An 18,843-nucleotide genomic window follows, 5' to 3' on the forward strand; every position below is an offset into this window, starting at 1 on the left:
CTTCCTCAGCTGAAGCTGTGGCGGCTAAGCACAGCCTTGACGAAAGTGATCAAGTGGCGATCAATGTGCGTGGGGTGAGGGAAGGCGTTATACACAGGCGAAAATGGCTGAAAACAAAGAGCTTTTTCAGAAAAATGTCGGGAGGAAAAAAAATCCAAACCCGGCTCTTGCCAAGAACGGTAGAGCGCAGTAGAAGTCCCTCCATCGCGAACGGAGACGCCGCCACGGCGCTCCAGCGAGACGCAGGTTTCAAAGTGCTGCAGCATAGATTATCTTGGATGATCAAGCTGACATAAGCAGATGAAAAATCTGAAACGTCATATGCACCGGTAGCTCAGCTGGATAGAGCACCAGACTACGAATCTGGGGGTCGGGGGTTCGAATCCTCCCCGGTGCACCACTCCTTTCATTGGAGTGGATTGAATATACTTCCATGAAGCAATATTTCAGTGCGTACTCTACGTGCAGGTGCTCGATTTCGCGGCTTGCATAGCCGTCGCAGGGTTTGAGGACTGTATTCAAAAGCTACTTCGTAGTGCTCGTGCGGGGAGCGTCGCGCCTGCTGGCGCTTGAGAAAGATGTGTCGCTGGCTTCGTTGCCTCAGGTGTATCAGCACCAACATGCATTCGGGATCGGCTGCCTGGGAAGGGGCATAAGTCAAGGCCCTGCTGGCAATGAGGGGACAAAGAAAAAGCCCCCGCCGCAGGGAGGAGGGCGGCAGGGGCTTACGGTCGAACCCTTCAGTGTGAAGAAGGCGATGGGGCCTGTGCTTCGACCAGTTGGGGACCGTCTCCTTCATGAGCGTGGTGCTTCTTTTGAAAGGAACTGGCCCCCACTTCGGTCGATCGTTTCCGATCAACCTTGGAGAGCAGATGCTTTTGACTTCTTGTTTGCGTCCGCCTTTGAGGCATCTGCGCAATGTGGCTTTCCACTCTCCATGTCTCATTTGGACCAGTCGGGTCAAAACGCCCTTGTGCTCTATATCCTGACATACGGACCTGATCATCAGGTCTGTAAGTAATTGCTCATTTCCAGTTCCAGGGCGGCGATCGTATCAGCTAGGTCCTCGGCGCCTGCTGCAGTCGCGCTGCGGGCCCTTGCGTCGAGCATCTCTTCATAGTCGCTGCAGATTTCATCAAACACAGTGTCTTTGTGTCGAAGGTCTGCGACCGCCGTCGGCTCAAAGCCTAAACTGACCTCCCAGCCCTTCATTTGGTGCCATCCCCAGCATTTCGCTGCGTAACGTGGTTGATCTGGCTACAAGATCGCCTAATATTTACCAAGCGCAGAGTTTAAAACTGTGTTTCGACTGTTTTTTACGGGTTTAACCACATGAGAACATTCGGATTATTCTGGTTAGACCCGGAAAGGGCAGCCAATGACGTCACGGGAATTAACGCTCGCAGACAAAAAAATTCTCTTGGGGTTCCTCAAAAAAATATGCGGGAGCCAGGGGTTTTCCAGTTCGCCACGGCTGCGAGAGTTTCTGACCTACGTCGTAGGTGAAACTCTCGCAGGGCGCGCGGATATGATCTTCGGCAAGACGATTGCCGATGACGTCTACAAGCGCCCTCCGTCCTCCAGCGTCGACAGTTCCAGTCTTGTACGCGTGGATGCGGGGAGGCTGAGACGTGCGCTCGAGGCCTATTACGCTGGCGAAGGCGCCGAGGATGGCGTGCGGTTTCATATTGATACCGGCCAATACGCAGTTCGATTTGAGTATCTTCTCGAGACACCAACAGAGCAGCTAGTGGGGCGCCGAAAGGTCCTTGCCGCCGGTCTTGCAGTTCTCGGTGTGTTGGTGGCCGGCGTTGTTGGCGGCATCGTTTTTTTGAACAGCGGAGAGCCTGTTACCCAAAAGAACACGCAGCGAACTGGATTGAGCAGCGCACAGCGTGCGGCCCTGCTGAATCGTTCGCCGCGGGCACTGGAGGCTCTTGATCTGGCGATTCAAGCACGTGGGCTCATCTTTCCGGCGACGAATCCGAGTCGTTTGATCGCTGCGAAAGGCATGTTTGAGCGGGCAATCAAACTCAGTCCGACTTATTACGGGGGGCATGCCGGTCTGGCGCAAATCTGTGGCCTGCAAACGTTCTTCATGCCACTTGGAGAAGAGCGGGACGCCATCATGAGCCTGGGGTATAAGCATGCTCAGATTGCCTTGGCGCATGGCCCGACTTCGACGTGGGCCCAGTCCTCTTTCGGATGGATGGAGTTTGTGCGTGGTAATATCGAGGAGGCTCGGTCATTTTCCGGGCGAGCGCTCGAAATCGACCCGGCGGATCTCGATGTGCTTGACTTCGATTCTCTCATTAATTTTTTCAGTGGTGATTTCGAGCATGTCTTTCGGACGGCCGATCCGGAAAAATTCGACACGCAGAGCCTGAAACGGCATGTCTTCATGGTGACCTATGCTGCATCGATTTTCCACTTGGGCGACGAGGAAAAAGCAATAGCGGCATTAAACAACTCCGCCGCGCGGGGAGGGCCGATCAGTCCAATTGGATCAGCCTACCTGATTGCGGCCCATCAAAAAGCCGGAGACGTAGCTTTGGCCCGGAGCCTGACGCAGGAGTTCGAGACAACCTGGCCAAACAGCCAACTGGAAGCGATTGTGCGGCGCCTGTTTGTCGATGTCGAGAACGCCGATACCCTGTTCGACACGCTGAAAGCCGCTGGCTGGCATGCGACGGGCCCCCTACCGGCGACGGGATCGGAACCTTAAAGCATTTCTGTCAGATGATCAGGCGTGCAGACCGCGCAAGGCTAAGGCGGCAGCCAGAAGCTGTCCCGTTGCGGTCTCGACTTCACTGAAGGGCTTGTCTGCCCGCAAAAAATTGATGGTGCCTAAAACCGTCTCTCCGCGCACGACAGGCACATTCAGTACGGCTTGCAGACCAAGTTCGAGGATCGTCTCGTGGTCTCCGAAGGCCCAGGTGATATCCTCTGGGCCGAAGCCGAGGTTGATTTCCCGGCGGATCAGGACCTTCTCGCCCCATTCGGTGTCGCGTTTTGGTTTGCGACCGCTGACTGGATAGACATCGGATAGCGTCGAGAAGAGACGCTCCACTTCCATGTCGTCCTCGTGGAACCGCATGGCCGTAAAAAGTCCGTTGTCGATGGTCTGGGCGCTTAGCGTCAGGGCAACATCACGCGTGACGTTGCCGTCAATGATCTGGCTCAGGGTATCACTGAGGGGCTGTTTCGACTGACTTGTGTGCATTGTCAGTGCACCTCAGGCAGATTGGGAACGGACCCTGTCGCGGAGGTGCCAGCGCGTCGGGGGTCGGCCAAGGCGAGCGTTGTGTCGCCGGTTTTCAACGCCATGCAGATGCCACCGGCTTTCCACGTAAGGCTGGGCCAGGGTTCCAGGTCATGTCCCCGACTGATGAGATCGGCTTGCTGGTCGGCACTGAGGTCGTCTTCGTAGAGCAGCTTGTTGGGATGCACATCATGTGGGGCGAAGCTGCCGGGAAAGGCATAGGTGGCAACCCGGGGGGCGCGTACGGCGTCTTCCGGGGCCATGCCCAGATCCAGCATGTTGAGCAACACCTGCAGCATCGCCTGAATCTGAACATCGCCACCAGGTGTCCCCATGGCCATCCACGGCTTGCCGTCACGCAGCGCAAGAATCGGATTGGGGGTCAGGCGTGGCCGCTTGCCCGGAGCAAGTGCATTGAGATGCCCCGGGATTGCCCGTGACTGCGAGCCGCGAGAGGAAACGGAAAGACCAGTTCCCGGTACCACGACCGTGTCGTAGCTTGGGTCACTTGGAGTGGCCGAGAAAATGTTTCCATCGGCGTCGATCACACTGACGTGGGAGGTGTCGGCGCAGCCGAGGGCATAGACCGGCTGTTCATCGGTGTTTTTGTCGGCAACTTGCTGGTCGTTGTGTCGACAGCTGCCGGCATCAGGCAGTGGATCGGAGCGTGGGCCGATGCTGTCGAGGCGCGCCTTCAGGAATTCCGCCTGCAACAAGCTTTCCTGTGGCACCCGCATATAGCGTGGATCTGTGACAAAAGCCTCCCGATCAGCAAAAACCCGCTTCAGCACTTCCGTTAGAAAATGCAGGTCCAGCTTTCCATCGCGAACGGTGGCATCAGGTCCGGCAGTCTCCACCATCGCCAAGGCTTCGGCCATCGATATCCCTTGACACCAGGCGCCACAGCAATGGAACTCCGCATCGCGAAACCGGACGGCCTGTGTCGGCTCGTCGCGCACATCATAGGTGGCGAGATCCTCTGCAGTCAGCAGCCCTCCTTCGGCGGCATGAAAGGCAACGATCTTCTCTGCAATCGGACCTTCATAAAACGCCTTGCGGGCGGCGGCCAGTCCCGCGTGCCGGTCACCGTCGCAAGCTGCTTCCGCTGCAACCAGTTGCTCCAGCGTCCAGGCAAGGTCTGGTTGACGGAAAACGTCGCCGACCTTCGGCAGGCTGCCATCAGGCAGGAAAATCTCTGCCGTTGACGGAAAACGGGCGTATTTCTCAGCTCGATCGGCGATGAAATTGGCAAATAGCGGATAAACCTCAAAGCCTTCGCGCGCGGCCCGGATCGCCTCTTCGCTAACGTCCTTGAATGTAAGCGTTCCGTGCTCGGACAGGGCCTTGATCCAACTGGCCGGAGCCGCCGGAATGACTGTGCGCAGAATGCCTTCAGGCACGTGATCGCCATGATCTCGGTGCATTTTTTCAACGTCGGCAGCGGCCGGCCAATAGCCGACGCCGTCCTGGCTGGTCACGCGGCCGGTGCGGGCATTGTACTGGATGATCGGGGCCACGCCTGCGAAAGAAACAAGATCGGGCTGCACGACGCCGAGCGTTATGCCTGCGGCCACGCCCGCGTCTGCCGCATTGCCGCCGCGTTGGAGGATGCGCGTTGCGGCTGCGGTTGCGATTGGGTGTCCCGTCGCCACGGCCCAATGTCCCGTCATGTCACCATCTCCCGTAAACTATCTATTTTTTAAAATCATTATTTAATAACTACGTAGTTGACAACTGAAAAATTTCACACTTAGCATTGTTGTCATGAGCGAAGAGATGAACATGCTGTCCCTGGAGCCGCTTCGGGAGCGTTGGGAGACCGAGCCGGACGAGGGCGCGAAGTACCAGCGTCTGGCGAAGGCCTTTGCTGCCTGCATTCAGGAAAATGACTACGCGCCAGGCGGACGCCTGCCGAAGGAGACGGAGATCTGCGCGGCGCTGCCGTTGGGCTTGTCGACGGTCCAGAAGGCGCTGGCCCAGCTGGTCGAGGAAGGCCTGATCGTCCGCCGCCGCAAGATTGGCAGCTTCATCGCCGATATCAGCCATCAGGTGCCGGAAGTCCACGTCTACCGCTTTCGCGATCCGGCGACTGGCGACCTGATGATGCCTTTCACCCGCGTGCTGGGCATGCAGAAGGTGCTGACTGCCGAATATGGCCCGCTGTTGACAGAGTTTGGGGCCGAGGAGGTGTTGCGGATTGATCGACTGGTCTGGGTGACCGGATCTTCGCCGGCTTACAGCTCTTTCTTCATCCGATGCGAACACGCCCAGGCGTTCCCGGACAGCGCCGACGTCCAGCACGGAGCCTCCTACCACCGGCTCTTGTGGGAGAAGTTCGGCATTCGCACAGCCAACGTTCGCCACAGCATCGCTGCGGATCTGTTGTCCCGTCAGGCCTGCGAGCATCTCGACCTCGCCGCGCCGCACGTGGGGATGTTGTGGGACGCTTACGAATACGACCGCCAGAGCAAGCTGCTGCTTGTTCAGCGGTTCGAGTTGCCCCGTGGCCATAGGCCAATGGAAATAAGCGAAGGCAAGCCGGGGTCTTGACCCCTCGTTAGATAAAAATACCCCTCAGAGGAGAATACCCATGAAACGCATACTTTTAGGAACCGCACTCGCGCTGTTTTTCGTCACTCCGTCGCTGGCTGACTGGAAGCCGGATGGCCCGATTCGTTTGTGGATCGGCTACGGCGCAGGCGGCGGCACGGATGTGCAGGGCCGTACGCTTGCAAAAGAAATCGAAGCCCTCCGCGGCTGGCAGGTCATTCCGGAAAACAAGGCTGGTGATGATGGCACGGTGATGTCGGCTCAGCTGAAGGACGCGGCGCCGGATGGTCAGACACTCGGTTTTGCGATCACCACCACCTACGACTTCGCGCCGATGAACAGCGACAATCTTTCTCCGGAAGACTTCACCTACATCACCACCACTGCCGGTTCTCAGATGGCGGTTCTGGCGCGTGCTGAAAGCGGCTGGACAAGCCTGGAAGACCTGAAGGCTGCGGCTGAAGGTGGCGAGCAGATCGTCTGGGCCAACTGGGGTACCCAGGTGGAGGCCGGCGCAGAGATCGTCGCACGCTCGCTCGGCATCAACGTCAACCACCTGCGCACCAAGGGTGGTCGTGGCGCCCTCAATGCCCTGGTCTCCATGGATGCCAACGTTGCCTGGGGCGGCGGTGTGCAGAAACCTCTGGTGGAAGCTGGGCAGTTGAATATTCTCGCTTCGGCGGAGACCGGCCCGGTAGCGCTGGCGCCTGAAGCCCCGACACTGAAAGACAAGGGCATCGATCTGACCCTCGGCTATCAGTACATCATCACCGCACCCGCTGGCCTGCCGGATGAAATCCGCGATGAGATTGCTTCGGTCGTAAAGGAAATCCTCTCCGACCCGAATAGCGAAACCCGCCAGTTCATCGAGAAGCAGTATCCGCCTGCACCGATCCTGACCCAGGGCGCGGAACTTCGTGAGCAGGTTCTCACAGGCTACATGGCCAATGAAAAGATGATGAAAGAACTTCAGAAATGACCGGAACGCCGGTCGACAACGAAGCCGCCCCCGAAAGGGGCGGCTTCTGGAACCTTTGGCTTGGGGTTGGAACGCTGGTCTTTGCCCTCGTCAGCGTGACGCTCTGGTTTCCGCAAGACATCGGAAGCGGCTTCCTGAAGAAAAGCCTGACCGGACAGACTGTTCCGGGCGACGCCTTCTTTCCAGTCTTGCTGATGGCCCTGATGGTGCCTCTCGCGGTGATGCTGGTGTTTACGCATTTCCGGTCACGCTCCGGATCTTCTGGGGAGCCGGTGGGTGATATTGGCCTGGGCAATCTTGCCTTCTTGCTGCGTGCCATGCTGCTTGTGGGTCTGGCCTTGCTGGCGATGAACTGGACCGGTCCGGCTCTGGTCTGGTGTACGAACGCGGCTGGTTTGACCGAGTTGAGTGGCTACCGTGCGGTCTCCGGCACCTTTCCCTTCGATGTGTCCGGCTTCTTTGTCGGGGGCACCCTACTGACATGCGGCTTCATTCACACAACTCGTCACACCCTGAGGTTGCGTGACGTTGTGATCGCAGCTGTTTCGACCGCCGCTTTGATCCTCGTGTTCGATGTCCTTCTGATAAACGTCCAACTGCCTCCCAACGCCGACTTCTAGGAACCCGTGATGGAACTTCTGCTGCAATATGTCGGCTATGGGATGAGCTCGGTGTTTTTCACCGCAGAAGGCAGCCTCTGGCTCATGCCTTTGTTCATGGTGGTGATCGGGGTGGTGATCGGCATTCTCATCGGCGCCATGCCGGGAATGTCGGGGCCCTTTGCCATGGCGATTGCCTTGCCCGTCCTGATTTCCATTTTCGGCTACACCAATGAAGCGCTGTTCCCGGTTCTGGGCTGTCTTATCGGCATCATGAAGGGCGCGACAGTCGGTGGAGCCGTCCCGGCGATCCTGTTCAATACGCCTGGGACTCCTGACGCTTTCCTGACGACATTGGATGGCTATCCGATGGCGCAGAAAGGGCAGGGGCGAAAGGCCATCCAGACGGCGCATTTCGCTTCCGTCATGGGCGACAATTTTTCCGATCTGGTGTTGTTCATCGCGGCTCCGATGATTGCAGTTGCTGTCGAGCGGGTGCTGGGATTGCCGGAAAAGTCGGCACTGATCATTCTGTCGCTCTGCTTCATGGCAGCCGTTGTCGGTGACGCTCCGATCAAGGGCCTGCTTGGCGGGCTGCTGGGCATGTTCGTCTCGTTGATCGGGTCGACAATGTCGGGCAACGGTCCCCGGCTTACATTCGGCGTGCCGGAGCTTGGCGCCGGCTTGCCGCTGACCTCCGCCATTCTCGGGGTGCTGGTCTTGTCGGAAGTGCTGGTCGCCGTGGAAGACATGCGCAACAGCCGCCTGAAGAATGCTCCCCCGCCGCAGCAGCCCGAGATGGGTCCGAAGCTCACATGGCGCGAGCGGGTCACCATGATGCCAGGCATTCTGCGTGGCGCTTGCATCGGCACGGCAATCGGTGCACTGCCGGGCATCGGTACCACCACAGCCGCCACCCTCAGTTACGATTGGGCCAAGCGCCGCTCCAAGACTCCGGAAGCCTTCGGCAAGGGCACACCAGATGGGGTTGTCGCCACGGAAGCGTCAAACTCGGCGGTTTCCGGTGCCAACCTGATCCCTGTGATGAGCCTCGGAATTCCAGGCAATTTCGCAGCGGTTTTCATCATTCTGGCCGTCGAGAGTATCGGCGACTTTGCCTTTGGTCCGCAGGTTTTTCGGTTCACGCCGATTACTGAAATTCCCGGCTTCGATACGATCATGAATCGCGATCTGGTCATGGCCTTTGGCCTGTTCACGATGATGGTCATGGCCAATTTCGTGAACTGGACGGCCGGTGGCATGTTGATGGGCTTGATGGGCCATCTGGTGCGCATCCCCAAGGATCTGATGATCCCCGTGATCCTGACCGTGTCCTTGACGGCTGCCTATGTTCAGGATGGCGGTTACCTGGGGCTTCTGACAGCCTGTGCCTTTGCGCTGATCGGCTATGCCTTGCGGCGCCTGAATATTTCCATCTTGCCCTTCGTGATCGGCTTTCTTCTCGCCCCGACCCTTGAAGGCTTGGTGCGTGGAGCCTTTACCGCCTCGGGCGGCGATCCGTACTTCTTGCTGAAATCGCCCATTGCACTCGTGATGCTGGCCGTATCGCTGTTCCTGCTGTTCCGGATGGTACGGCAGGCTCGAGAAAAAGGGACACTTTCATGACCTGCTTCACGACTCGCGCCTGATGCAGGCCTGTGCGATTGGCGGCTGTGCGTTTGATTCTGCAATGCCAACACTTGATGGCCGACGCGGCGATCAGCCGCCATTGTCGTTTTGCCGGTGTTTCTGAAGTGCAGCGTTTGCGGATGTCGGCGGGCAGAAAGTCGTCCTCAGGTCCTCTGGCTCAACAAGCTTACGTAGCGTTCACAATGACGCTTTCTGCAACGCCGTGTTGCTGTCGATTGTCTTGAGCGCCACATCCTGTTGTGGTCGAAAAAGCAAATTAAAACTTGACGGAAAATGGCTCCGTCCCCGCAGGTTTTTTTTACCCTGCCGAATTGCAGGGAAACCGGGGATAAGGCGTTTGGTAAATGATTCCTTCACAAGCGAGACACGCCCCATCTGTTGACTCATGCGCTGGCTGGCATACCCTATGTAGTGTTCAAGGTTCTCGAGAGTCGCAAATAGGCTCTGGGAGCTAAGAGGGAAGCCGGTCCGTTACGCGTCGTTGGTTTCACACTGATGACCGCATGTTTATTCCGGCGCTGCCCCCGCAACTGTAGTCGGCAAGCGTTTGGCCTGATGTGCCACTGAAACCAACTGATGTGCTCAGGCGGTTTTGGGAAGGTGGCTGGATGTGCCATGCCGAGAGCCAGGAGACCTGCCTTGAACAAAACGTCAATGGGCGGAGGGCCTATGCGGCGCAGAATGGTGTTTGCACGCCAGCCTGTCCGTTGGTCTTCCCCGTCCACTCTATTGAAAACCGGCAACTGATCTTCGGGGAATAATAAATCTCATGGCCGTCACCGTTTATTCCAAGCCTGCTTGCGTCCAATGTACAGCAACCACGCGCGCCCTCCAGCAACGTGGTATCCTGTTTGATGTCGTCGATCTGACAGAAGACGACGACGCAATGCAGCAGGTACAGGATCTTGGCTACCGTCAGGCCCCCGTCGTCATCGCTGGTGAAGAGCATTGGTCCGGCTTCCGTCCGGACAAGATCAGCATGCTCAGCTGAAGCCTTGGGCGTGCTTGTCTATTTTTCCAGCGCGTCCGGCAATACCCATCGTCTCGTGGAACGGCTCGCTCTCCCGGCCCATCGCATCCCGATCAAGGCGAGTGAGCCAATGCTGAAGGTTGAAGAGCCTTTTGTGTTGGTGACGCCAAGCTATTCGGATGGGGAAGGCCGGGGTGCTGTCCACAAGCAGGTTATCCGTTTTCTGAATGATGCGGACAACCGGGCTCAACTGCGGGGCGTGATCGCCTCGGGAAACAGGAACTTCGGTCAGTATTATGCATGGGCAGGGAAGGTGATCGCCTCCAAATGCCAGGTGCCGGTGCTCTACCGCTTTGAAATGGCGGGCACAGACACAGATGTCGACCGCATCCAACACGGGATGAAAGAATTTTGGAAACGGCAGTCCTAAACCGGCCCGCAGGCGCGGCGACCTACGATTATCACGCGCTCAATGCGATGCTGAACCTCTACGATGAGAAGGGGCAGATTCGTTTCGACGCCGACCGTGAGGCCGCTCGTCAGTATTTCCTGCAGCATGTGAACCAGAACACGGTTTTCTTTCATTCGCTGGAGGAGAAGCTCGGCTATCTGGTGCGCGAAGGCTACTATGAGCAGGACGTTCTGGAGCAGTATGATCCGGCGTTCATCCAGCAGATCTTTGCAGCCGCCTATGCGCGCAAGTTTCGCTTCCCGACGTTCCTGGGCGCTTTCAAATATTACACCAGCTACACGCTGAAAACCTTCGACGGTAAGCGCTACCTGGAGCGGTTTGAAGACCGTGTCGTGCTGGTGGCTCTGGCCCTGGCCGAAGGCAATGAAGACGTTGCCATGCAGCTGATGGATGAGATCATCGCAGGTCGCTTTCAGCCAGCAACGCCGACGTTCCTCAACGCCGGCAAAAAGCAGCGCGGTGAGCTGATTTCCTGTTTTCTTCTGCGCATCGAAGACAACATGGAGTCCATCGGACGCTCCATCAATTCCGCCTTGCAGCTGTCCAAGCGCGGCGGCGGTGTTGCCTTGCTGCTGTCCAACCTTCGTGAGGCCGGCGCTCCGATCAAGGGGATCGAGAACCAGTCGTCCGGTGTCATTCCGGTGATGAAGCTGCTTGAAGACAGCTTCTCCTACGCCAACCAGCTGGGCGCGCGTCAGGGGGCTGGCGCGGTCTATCTGAATGCTCACCACCCGGACATTCTGAAGTTCCTCGACACCAAGCGTGAAAACGCTGACGAGAAGATCCGCATCAAGACACTGTCTCTGGGCGTCGTCATCCCGGACGTGACCTTCGAATTGGCGAAGAAGAACGAGGACATGTACCTGTTCTCGCCACATGACGTGCAGAAGGTCTACGGCGTTCCGTTCTCGGAGATTTCCGTCTCTGAAAAATACCACGAGATGGTGGACGACAGCCGGATCGCCAAGAAGAAGATCAAGGCGCGTACGTTCTTCCAGATCATTGCGGAGATCCAGTTCGAGAGCGGCTATCCCTATATCCTGTTCGAAGACACAGCCAACCGGGCCAATCCGGTCGAAGGCCGGATCAACATGTCCAATCTGTGTTCGGAAATCCTGCAGGTCAACGAAGCGTCCGAGTTCAAGGACGATCTGTCATATGAGCATCTCGGCACCGATATCTCCTGTAACCTTGGCTCGCTGAACATTGCCAAGACGATGGACGGCGGCAACATCGGCTCCACCGTTGAAACGGCCGTGCGGGCGTTGACCTCCGTCTCCACACAGAGCGCCATCGACAGTGTTCCATCCGTGCGGCGGGGCAACGATGAAAGCCACGCCATCGGACTGGGCCAGATGAATCTGCACGGCTTTTTGGCCCGTGAACGCATTCACTATGGTTCTGAAGAAGGTGTCGATTTCACCAATCTCTACTTCTACACGGTGACCTATCATGCCGTTCGCGCATCCAACCTGATTGCGCGCGAACGTGGCGAGAGCTTCAAGGGCTTCGAAAAGTCGAAATATGCCGACGGCACCTATTTTGACAAATACACCGAGACCGATTGGGCGCCAGCGACTGAAACCGTAAAGGCGCTGTTTGAAAAGTTCGGCATTGCCATCCCGTCTCGCGAAGACTGGGAAGCGCTGAAGAAAGACGTCATGCAAAGCGGTTTGTATAACCGTAATTTGCAGGCGGTTCCGCCGACGGGCTCAATCAGCTACATCAACAATTCGACGTCTTCGATCCACCCGATCGTCTCCAAGATCGAGATCCGCAAGGAGGGCAAGCTGGGCCGCGTCTATTATCCGGCTGCCTACATGTCGAACGACAATCTTGAGTACTATCAGGATGCCTACGAGATCGGCCCGGAGAAGATCATCGACACCTATGCGGCGGCCACCCAGCATGTCGACCAAGGCCTGTCGTTGACCCTCTTCTTCAAGGACACGGCCACCACCCGTGACCTGAACAAGGCGCAGATCTATGCCTGGAAGAAGGGCATCAAGACCATCTATTACATTCGTCTGCGCCAGATGGCCCTTGAGGGGACCGAAGTGCAGGGCTGCGTATCCTGCTCGCTGTGAGGCCTGACATGACCATTCATCAACCAATCACTGCCGTGCCGCGCGCGGTCAACTGGAACCGCCTGCAGGACGACAAGGATCTGGAAATCTGGAACCGACTGACGGCCAACTTCTGGCTGCCGGAAAAAGTTCCGCTGTCGAACGACATCCAGAGCTGGGCGACGCTGACCGCGCAGGAACAGCAGTTGACGATCCGTGTCTTCACCGGTCTGACCCTGCTCGACACCATCCAGAACACCGTCGGGGCACCTGCCCTGATGCCGGATGCAATCACGCCGCATGAAGAAGCCGTGTTGACCAACATTGCCTTCATGGAAGCGGTGCATGCGCGCTCTTATTCTTCCGTGTTCTCGACGCTGTGTCAGACGGCTGATGTGGATGAAGCGTTCCGCTGGTCGTCGGAGGATCCGAACCTCCAGGCCAAGTCGCGTCTCATCCTGCAGGAATACAACGCGACTTCATCACCGCTGAAGAAGAAGATCGCCAGCGTGTTCCTGGAAAGCTTCCTGTTCTACTCCGGCTTCTATCTGCCGATGCATTGGTCCAGCCGTGCCAAGCTGACCAACACCGCTGATTTGATCCGCCTGATCATTCGCGATGAAGCGGTGCATGGCTATTACATCGGCTACAAGTTCCAGCGCGCGCAGGAAGCCCTGAGCGAAGCTGAACGCCAGGAGCTGAAGGATTTCGCCTTTGGTTTGATGTTCGATCTCTACGAGATCGAGTGCCACTACACCGAAAGCCTTTACGATGAGGTTGGCCTGACCGAGGACGTGAAGCACTTCCTCCATTACAACGCCAACAAGGCGCTGATGAACCTGGGCTACGAAGCCTTGTTCCCGGATGAGGCTTGTCAGGTGAACCCGGCGATTCTCGCAGCCCTGTCTCCAAACGCCGACGAGAATCACGACTTTTTCTCCGGATCCGGTTCCTCATACGTGATTGGCAAAGCCGTCGCGACCGAAGATGATGATTGGGATTTTTGATTAAACGCCAACATGTTAGATATTCAAAAGGCTCGAGGAATTCCTCGGGCCTTTTTTGATATTCGTCGCAAAAGGACGATCTATCGCATTGGCGCAGGCAAGCGGTCTGTGGATCCAGAAAATAAAGGTGAAAAGGGCCAGGAGGATGCGTAATGTCGCAAGTTGCAGGCGCAACCGCACCATGCCCTGAGGGGTTGCGCTGATTTTTAAAACCCGGATGCCGCATCTCCAGAGTGGTGACACGGAACCAGCTGCCCCGGCAGTGACGCGAAGAACAATAAATCCAGAGGATGTCATGAATCAGATTCCCAACTCTCTCGAAGCCCGGGACGTCGCCTTTCAACTTCATTCGTACACCGATGCCCGCAAGCATGAGGAAATGGGCCCGTTGGTGATTGAAAAGGGAGAGGGGATCTACGTCGAGGATAACTCCGGAAAGCGCTACATCGAGGCTATGGCTGGCCTCTGGAGCGTTGCGGTAGGCTTCGGCGAAAAGCGTCTGGTTGAAGCTGCCGCTCGCCAGATGGAAAAGCTGCCCTACTACCACACCTTTGCCCACCGGACCCACGGTCCGTCCGTTGAGCTGGCCGAAAAGCTGGTGAACATGGCGCCGGTTCCGATGTCGAAGGCGTATTTCACCAACTCCGGTTCGGAAGCCAATGACACGGCGATCAAGCTGATCTGGTATCGCTCCAATGCCATGGGCAAGCCGGACAAGAAGAAGATCATCTCGCGTGTTCGTGGCTATCACGGCGTTACGATTGCCTCCGCCAGCCTGACTGGTCTGGTGAACAATCACCGTTCCTTCGATCTGCCGATCGCCAACATTCTGCATACCTCCAGCCCGCATTACCGCACCATGAAGAAGGACGGAGAGACGGAAGTCGACTTCGCCAAGCGCTGTGCAACGGAGCTTGAAGATCTGATCCTGGCTGAAGGCCCGGACACGATTGCTGCCTTCTTCGGCGAGCCGGTCATCGGGGCCGGTGGTGTCGTTCTGCCGCCGGAAGGTTATTGGGAGCAGATCCAGCCGATCCTGAAGAAGTACGATATTCTGTTCGTTGCCGATGAAGTGATCTGCGGCTTTGGCAGGACTGGCAACATGTTCGGCACAGAGACCTACAACCTGCAGCCGGACATCATGACCCTGTCCAAGCAGCTGTCGTCGTCCTATCTGCCGATTTCCGCGCTTCTCGTTAACGAGAAGGTCTACGGCCCGGTCGCGGATGAAAGCAACAAGATCGGCACCTTCGGCCATGGCTACACCGCGTCCGGGCACCCGGTCGCCGCAGCTGTTGCGCTGGAAAACCTGAAGATCATCGAGGAACGCGATCTCGTCGGTCATGTTCGCGACATCAGTCCGACATTCCTGAAGCGCCTGAACAGCCTGCAGGAGCATCCACTGGTCATTGAAGCTCGCGGCATCGGCCTTATCGGGGCCGTCGAACTGGCGCATGAAAGCGTCAAGGACACCCCGGGCGTTCTCGGCGGCAAGGTCAATGCCTCCTATCTCGAAAAGGGTCTGATCTCCCGTGCACTGGGCGACACAATGGCTTTCTGTCCGCCGTTGATCATGAGCGAGACACAGGTCAACGACATGTTCGATATCGCCGAAGCCGGTATCAACGAGGTTGCCAAGGGGCTCTGAGTTGACTTCAGTCATCGGAACCATCAGCGGCACATCCGCTGATGGTATTGATCTGGCAGAACTTGAAACGGATGGCCGCACGGTCGTCCGTTTTGGTCCATCTGCGACACTGCCCTATTCCTATGAAACTCGGGCAGCCGTTCTCTCCGCGATCGAGACGGGGCCCTCCGATCGCAGCAGCTGGCCCGAGGTGTCCCGGCTGGTCACCCGCGATCATGCGGCGGCCATCCGCCAGTTTGTGGACGCGCATGACCTGGAACCCGAGTTGGCAGTGTTTCATGGTCAGACCGTCTGGCATGACCCGAAGGCCGGCGAGACCGTGCAACTGGGCAGGTCTCAGGATCTGGCGGATACGCTCGGCATAGATGTTGTCGGCGACTTGCGCCTTGCGGACATGCTGGAAGGCGGCGAGGGGGCTCCTCTAGTGCCTGTCTATCATCAGGCACTCGCCAACGAACTTCCCCAGCCGCTGTGTTTCCTGAACATCGGCGGTGTCTCTAATCTAACCTACATCGATGGCTCATCCGTCCTGGCCTTCGATATCGGTCCGGGAAATGCGTTGCTCGACGACTGGGTTCGGTCCCATCAGGCCGGAGACTTCGATCCATCCGGACAAATCTCTGCCAAGGGCTCCACCGATGCAGATTGGGTGTCTGCAGCACTGGCAAATCCGTTTTTTGCGCGGCCTGGCCCCAAGTCACTCGATCGAAACAGTTTTTCAAACACCAAACTCAACCCCGGCACGGCGCTGGAGGATGGAGCGGCGACTCTGGTTGAGTTCACGGCGGCTGCGATTGCACAGTCTGAGACGTTCTGTCCGGCGCCGCCTGTTGCCTGGCTTGTCTGTGGCGGTGGACGTCATAACGAGACTTTGATGAAGGTGCTCGCCGAAAAGATGCAGGGCAGCGTCGTACCGGTTGAGCAACATGGTTTTGATGGGGACGCGCTGGAAGCGCAGGCAATGGCGTTCCTCGGCGCCCGGTTGCTGGCCGGATTGCCCACCAGCTATCCGGAAACGACCGGTGCGCAGCGTCCTGTTGTTGGGGGGCGTCTGTTTACTGCTCGGCGTTAAAGTCGGCTTTTTGCCCCATCTCACCGCATTGCAACGGTTGGTTTCAAGGTGTGGGAATATGCAGAGCTGCCAAGCTGGCAAAAATCAGCTATGACCTTGAACCATGAACGGATCTGAAATCTACCGCAGGCTGATCAGCCTGATCGAAGAACGTGTGCTGAAGCCTGGGGATCGTCTGCGGGAAGCGGATCTGGCCAAGGAATTCAGCGTGTCGCGAACGCCCATTCGCGAAGGCCTCAAGCGGCTGGAAGCGCAGGGGCTTGCCGTCCACGAGCCCAACCGTGGCATGGTCATCCCTACCCTGGACCATTCGCAGGTCAATGAAGTCTATTTCATGCGTGAGGTTCTGGAAGGAACCGCCGCCGCACTGGCTGCCAAACATGCCTCCGAGCCGGAGATCGAGATCCTGCAGGATCTGGTGGCCGCGGATCGTCAGCGCATCACCGACAAGGAAGAGCTCGTCAGGTCCAACCGCGAGTTCCACCGTCGGCTTTGTCTGGCATCGCATAACCGTTATCTGGTCGACCAGATTGAGCACCTGCGTTTGTCGTTGATCCTCATGGCCGGGACCACGCTGGACACTCCTGAACGTCGGGAAACTGCAGTCGAGGAGCATGCCGCGATTGTCGATGCGATCGAAGCGGGCGACAGCGATCGGGCCGAAGCCGCCGCACGCCGGCATATCGGGGCAGCTCACAAGACCCGGCTTCAACAGATCTAGGTGTGCAGGACGAGGTGTCTCAGCCGGCGAATCCCGCCATCCGGTAAGATTGCACCAGACACGTGAGTGCCCCTGCGAAGAGTACAATGAAGGTGAGCACCATCCCGACGCTGCGCAGGAAAAGCGATTCCGGTTCGCGGCTGACACCATAGGCATGTGCCAATCGGCCCAGCAGAAGCGCAACGCCTAGGGCGTGGATGATCCACTTCGGCGTTAACATCAGTTCCGCACCGACCATGAGCAGCAGTGCGAACGGCACATATTCCGCGAAATTGCCGTGAACCCGCTGACGGCGCAAAAGCTGCGGGTTGCCCTTGTCACCGAGACTGATCCAAAGGTCCCGTCGAAGCAGGATGACCCGAATGCTCAACACGATGAAAAGCAGAGCCAGCAGGGCGGTGTAAATCGGGGTGACGATCAGATCCATGCCTGTGTCCTCTACCGGTCAACACGCGACGATGTTGACGGCAAGACCACCTTGTGAGGTTTCCTTGTACTGGTCGGACATGTCGAGCCCGGTCTGGCGCATGGTTTCGATGCAGCCGTCCAGCGGAACGAAATGCGAGCCATCGCCGCGCAGGGCCAGAGAGCAGGCCGTGACCGCCTTGACGGCACCAACCGCGTTGCGCTCGATACAGGGAACCTGAACCAGTCCGGCAATCGGATCGCAGGTCATGCCCAGATGATGCTCAAGTGCAATCTCTGCTGCATTTTCCACCTGCTCATTGCTGCCACCAAGGGCGGCGCAGAGACCGGCCGCTGCCATGGCCGAGGCGGAGCCAACTTCACCCTGACAGCCCACTTCTGCACCGGAGATCGAGGCATTGGCCTTGATGATCCCTCCGATGGCAGAGGCTGTCAGTAGAAAGGTGCGTATCCCCTCGTTGGAAGCATTGGGGCAATGGTCGAGATAATATCGGGTGACGGCGGGAATGACCCCTGCAGCTCCATTCGTCGGGGCGGTGACCACCCGGCCGCCGGCAGCATTTTCTTCATTGACGGCCATGGCATAGACACCAAGCCAGTCCATCACGGTGTGCTCGAACGGAGGTTTTGACCGGCCTTCGCTCAAAAGCTGTTGATAGATGTCAGCGGCACGGCGCTTGACCTTCAGCCCGCCAGGCAGGGTGCCGGAGGAGGAAATACCGCGGTTGATACAGGCATCCATCGCCCCCCAGACCTTGTCGATGCCCCCAAGAACCTCCTCTTTGGAGGTTGCGGCACTCTCATTGGCCAGCTTCATGTCGGCGATTGACAAGCCGCTGGTCTTGCCCATGGTCAGCATCTCGGCCGCCGAGGCAAAGGGATAGGGCACGGGCTGGTCGGCCAGGTCATCCACCGCATTACGGGTCTTGCGATGTTCGGCTTCTGTTACAACGAAGCCGCCGCCGATGGAGAAATAGACCATCTCGTCGATGACCTTGCCCTCAGAATCCAGCAGCTCGCAGGTCATGCCATTGGCATGGATTGCCAAAGGCGGGCCGTAGTCGAAGACCACGTCATGGGCGGGATCGAAGGCAAGGGAAGGAAGCCCCTCCGGCTGTAAGATCTTGTCCGCAGCAAGGCGTTCCAGCATGCCCGGCACTTGATCCGGATCGAGCGTGGCAGGCGAGGCGCCCATCAGCCCGAGGCAGACCGCGTGATCCGTGGCATGGCCCTTGCCGGTAAAGGCAAGGGAGCCATGCAGGGTCACGCGAAGTCTAGGAGTTTGCAGCTGGTCGAGCCCCGGCATGTTTCTCAGGCGATCAAGGTAGCGTGTGACGGCCACCATCGGGCCAACCGTATGCGAGCTGGAAGGCCCAATGCCAATTTTGAAGATGTCGAAGACGCTGATGAACATGGACCAA

The 18,843-nt window shown here is 57.9% G+C and carries 19 protein-coding genes, 1 tRNA gene and 1 riboswitch; of the genes, 13 read left to right on the forward strand and 7 right to left on the reverse strand.

Annotation, left to right across the window (positions count from 1 at the left end; all coding sequences use genetic code 11):
- Window positions 1-5 precede the first annotated feature (5 nt).
- On the reverse strand, window positions 6-266 hold the full coding sequence (locus J0X15_RS10870) for a hypothetical protein (protein ID WP_206940570.1): 261 nt from the start codon (window positions 264-266) through the stop codon (window positions 6-8).
- A 57-nt stretch (window positions 267-323) separates the two neighbouring features.
- On the opposite strand from J0X15_RS10870, the gene J0X15_RS10875 reads away from it, so the two are divergent.
- Window positions 324-400, forward strand: a tRNA-Arg gene (locus J0X15_RS10875).
- 605 nt (window positions 401-1,005) lie between these two features.
- On the opposite strand, the gene J0X15_RS10880 is transcribed toward J0X15_RS10875, so the two are convergent.
- Window positions 1,006-1,212 (reverse strand): hypothetical protein, encoded by a 207-nt coding sequence (locus J0X15_RS10880; protein WP_206940572.1) that lies wholly within the window; start codon window positions 1,210-1,212, stop codon window positions 1,006-1,008.
- A gap of 166 nt (window positions 1,213-1,378) precedes the next feature.
- On the opposite strand from J0X15_RS10880, the gene J0X15_RS10885 reads away from it, so the two are divergent.
- Window positions 1,379-2,725 carry a hypothetical protein gene (locus J0X15_RS10885; RefSeq protein WP_206940574.1) on the forward strand — a complete coding sequence of 449 codons (1,347 nt, stop codon included), beginning with the start codon at window positions 1,379-1,381 and terminating at the stop codon, window positions 2,723-2,725.
- Between the two features lie 18 nt (window positions 2,726-2,743).
- On the opposite strand, the gene J0X15_RS10890 is transcribed toward J0X15_RS10885, so the two are convergent.
- Entirely contained in the window at window positions 2,744-3,223 is a 480-nt protein-coding gene (locus J0X15_RS10890; RefSeq protein WP_206940576.1) for a GAF domain-containing protein, read from the reverse strand.
- 2 nt (window positions 3,224-3,225) lie between these two features.
- Window positions 3,226-4,932, reverse strand: coding sequence for a gamma-glutamyltransferase family protein (locus J0X15_RS10895; protein WP_206940578.1), 1,707 nt, complete (start codon window positions 4,930-4,932; stop codon window positions 3,226-3,228).
- 94 nt (window positions 4,933-5,026) lie between these two features.
- On the opposite strand from J0X15_RS10895, the gene J0X15_RS10900 reads away from it, so the two are divergent.
- The 8 genes from J0X15_RS10900 (at window position 5,027) to nrdF (ending at window position 13,555) form a co-directional block, all read left to right on the forward strand.
- The gene (locus tag J0X15_RS10900; protein ID WP_206940579.1) at window positions 5,027-5,812 is read left to right on the forward strand and encodes a GntR family transcriptional regulator; all 786 of its coding nucleotides are present in this window, start codon (window positions 5,027-5,029) and stop codon (window positions 5,810-5,812) included.
- 40 nt (window positions 5,813-5,852) lie between these two features.
- Window positions 5,853-6,791, forward strand: coding sequence for a tripartite tricarboxylate transporter substrate binding protein (locus J0X15_RS10905; RefSeq protein ID WP_206940580.1), 939 nt, complete (start codon window positions 5,853-5,855; stop codon window positions 6,789-6,791).
- Window positions 6,788-7,411 (forward strand): tripartite tricarboxylate transporter TctB family protein, encoded by a 624-nt coding sequence (locus tag J0X15_RS10910; RefSeq protein WP_206940582.1) that lies wholly within the window; start codon window positions 6,788-6,790, stop codon window positions 7,409-7,411. Before J0X15_RS10905 ends, J0X15_RS10910 begins: the two co-directional genes overlap by 4 nt.
- Window positions 7,412-7,420: 9 nt before the next feature.
- A complete protein-coding gene (locus J0X15_RS10915) occupies window positions 7,421-9,016 on the forward strand; it encodes a tripartite tricarboxylate transporter permease (RefSeq protein WP_206940585.1) in 1,596 nt (531 codons plus the stop codon).
- 425 nt (window positions 9,017-9,441) lie between these two features.
- Window positions 9,442-9,696: riboswitch (cobalamin riboswitch) on the forward strand.
- A 113-nt stretch (window positions 9,697-9,809) separates the two neighbouring features.
- On the forward strand, window positions 9,810-10,031 hold the full coding sequence (gene nrdH, locus J0X15_RS10920) for a glutaredoxin-like protein NrdH (RefSeq protein ID WP_206940587.1): 222 nt from the start codon (window positions 9,810-9,812) through the stop codon (window positions 10,029-10,031).
- Window positions 10,032-10,035: 4 nt separating this feature from the next.
- Window positions 10,036-10,440 carry a class Ib ribonucleoside-diphosphate reductase assembly flavoprotein NrdI gene (nrdI, locus tag J0X15_RS10925; RefSeq protein ID WP_206940589.1) on the forward strand — a complete coding sequence of 135 codons (405 nt, stop codon included), beginning with the start codon at window positions 10,036-10,038 and terminating at the stop codon, window positions 10,438-10,440.
- Window positions 10,422-12,569 carry a class 1b ribonucleoside-diphosphate reductase subunit alpha gene (nrdE, locus tag J0X15_RS10930; RefSeq protein ID WP_206940591.1) on the forward strand — a complete coding sequence of 716 codons (2,148 nt, stop codon included), beginning with the start codon at window positions 10,422-10,424 and terminating at the stop codon, window positions 12,567-12,569. Before nrdI ends, nrdE begins: the two co-directional genes overlap by 19 nt.
- A gap of 8 nt (window positions 12,570-12,577) precedes the next feature.
- Window positions 12,578-13,555, forward strand: a complete 978-nt coding sequence (gene nrdF / locus J0X15_RS10935; protein ID WP_206940593.1) for a class 1b ribonucleoside-diphosphate reductase subunit beta — start codon at window positions 12,578-12,580, stop codon at window positions 13,553-13,555.
- 15 nt (window positions 13,556-13,570) lie between these two features.
- Here the strand turns inward: nrdF and J0X15_RS10940 are convergent, their stop codons facing one another.
- The gene (locus tag J0X15_RS10940; protein ID WP_206940596.1) at window positions 13,571-13,852 is read right to left on the reverse strand and encodes a hypothetical protein; all 282 of its coding nucleotides are present in this window, start codon (window positions 13,850-13,852) and stop codon (window positions 13,571-13,573) included.
- Between J0X15_RS10940 and J0X15_RS10945 the strand changes: the two genes are divergently transcribed.
- The 3 genes from J0X15_RS10945 to J0X15_RS10955 all read left to right on the forward strand — a co-directional run bounded on the left by J0X15_RS10945 (window position 13,851) and on the right by J0X15_RS10955 (window position 16,996).
- Window positions 13,851-15,203 (forward strand): aspartate aminotransferase family protein, encoded by a 1,353-nt coding sequence (locus tag J0X15_RS10945; protein ID WP_206940598.1) that lies wholly within the window; start codon window positions 13,851-13,853, stop codon window positions 15,201-15,203. The two genes, J0X15_RS10940 and J0X15_RS10945, sit on opposite strands and share 2 nt — an antisense overlap.
- A 1-nt stretch (window position 15,204) precedes the next feature.
- Window positions 15,205-16,275 carry an anhydro-N-acetylmuramic acid kinase gene (locus J0X15_RS10950; RefSeq protein WP_206940599.1) on the forward strand — a complete coding sequence of 357 codons (1,071 nt, stop codon included), beginning with the start codon at window positions 15,205-15,207 and terminating at the stop codon, window positions 16,273-16,275.
- 103 nt (window positions 16,276-16,378) lie between these two features.
- Window positions 16,379-16,996: a GntR family transcriptional regulator gene (locus J0X15_RS10955; protein WP_206940602.1), complete on the forward strand. Its 618-nt coding sequence runs from the start codon at window positions 16,379-16,381 to the stop codon at window positions 16,994-16,996.
- A gap of 19 nt (window positions 16,997-17,015) precedes the next feature.
- On the opposite strand, the gene J0X15_RS10960 is transcribed toward J0X15_RS10955, so the two are convergent.
- Both J0X15_RS10960 and J0X15_RS10965 read right to left on the reverse strand, forming a co-directional pair.
- On the reverse strand, window positions 17,016-17,423 hold the full coding sequence (locus J0X15_RS10960) for an MAPEG family protein (protein WP_206940604.1): 408 nt from the start codon (window positions 17,421-17,423) through the stop codon (window positions 17,016-17,018).
- 18 nt (window positions 17,424-17,441) lie between these two features.
- A complete protein-coding gene (locus tag J0X15_RS10965; RefSeq protein WP_206940606.1) occupies window positions 17,442-18,836 on the reverse strand; it encodes an L-serine ammonia-lyase in 1,395 nt (464 codons plus the stop codon).
- Window positions 18,837-18,843: the final 7 nt, after the last annotated feature.

It is taken from the genome of Roseibium limicola (assembly GCF_017313085.1).
Taxonomy (GTDB): Bacteria; Pseudomonadota; Alphaproteobacteria; order Rhizobiales; family Stappiaceae; genus Roseibium; species Roseibium limicola.